Below are 576 nucleotides of genomic sequence, written 5' to 3'. Positions count from 1 at the left end.
GTGCACCGTGCCCTCGACCCGCCGCCCCGGATCGGAGGCGCTGCGTACCTCGCTCACCGCGACCGCCGCGTCCCCGGCCGCGTACACCCGCTCGGGTCGCCGCCACACAGGCTGTCCGGTACGCATCGACCGCGCGGTGGTCACCCGCGCCCCGCGCGTCTGATCCCGTTCCACCAGCAGCAGCAGGTCACCGACGACCTCGGCGGACCACCCGGCGGCGGGTGGCACGGTGACCCGCCACCGCGGCGGGCCGCCCGGCGCGGCCGAGTCGTAGGCGCTCAGCGGCGGCGGGCTCTGGTCGGGGCCGCCGACCAGCAGCAGCGGTCCCGCGCCCAGCTCTGTCGCCCCGGCGGGCACCACCGGCCCGACCTGCGGCGACAGGCGCCCGACCGGGGCGGCACCGCCCAGCAGGGCACAGATCGCCACCAGCGCCGCCACCCGCCACCGGCGCGACACCTGCGGCGGCGGCCGGCGCTCGTCCAGCGGCGCGCCCCGGTCGTCGCCCAGCTCGATCAGCACCGACATGCGGGCCCACCCGTCCGCTCGCGCCGGCCGATCAGCAGAGCAGGTCCAGGT

Annotated in this window: 1 protein-coding gene; it reads right to left on the bottom strand. The window is 78.8% G+C overall.

Annotated elements, in window-relative coordinates; translation table 11 throughout:
* Positions 1–525, bottom strand: a 525-nt coding sequence (locus KBX53_RS35220; RefSeq protein WP_210864062.1) for a hypothetical protein, incomplete at its 3' end; no start/stop codon positions are given.
* Positions 526–576: the final 51 nt, after the last annotated feature.

This window comes from Micromonospora sp. M51, assembly GCF_018070305.1.
Classification (GTDB): domain Bacteria; phylum Actinomycetota; class Actinomycetes; order Mycobacteriales; family Micromonosporaceae; genus Micromonospora; species Micromonospora parva.
Note: the sequence above shows the minus strand (reverse complement) of the source record. Positions and strands in the feature narration are given on the sequence as shown.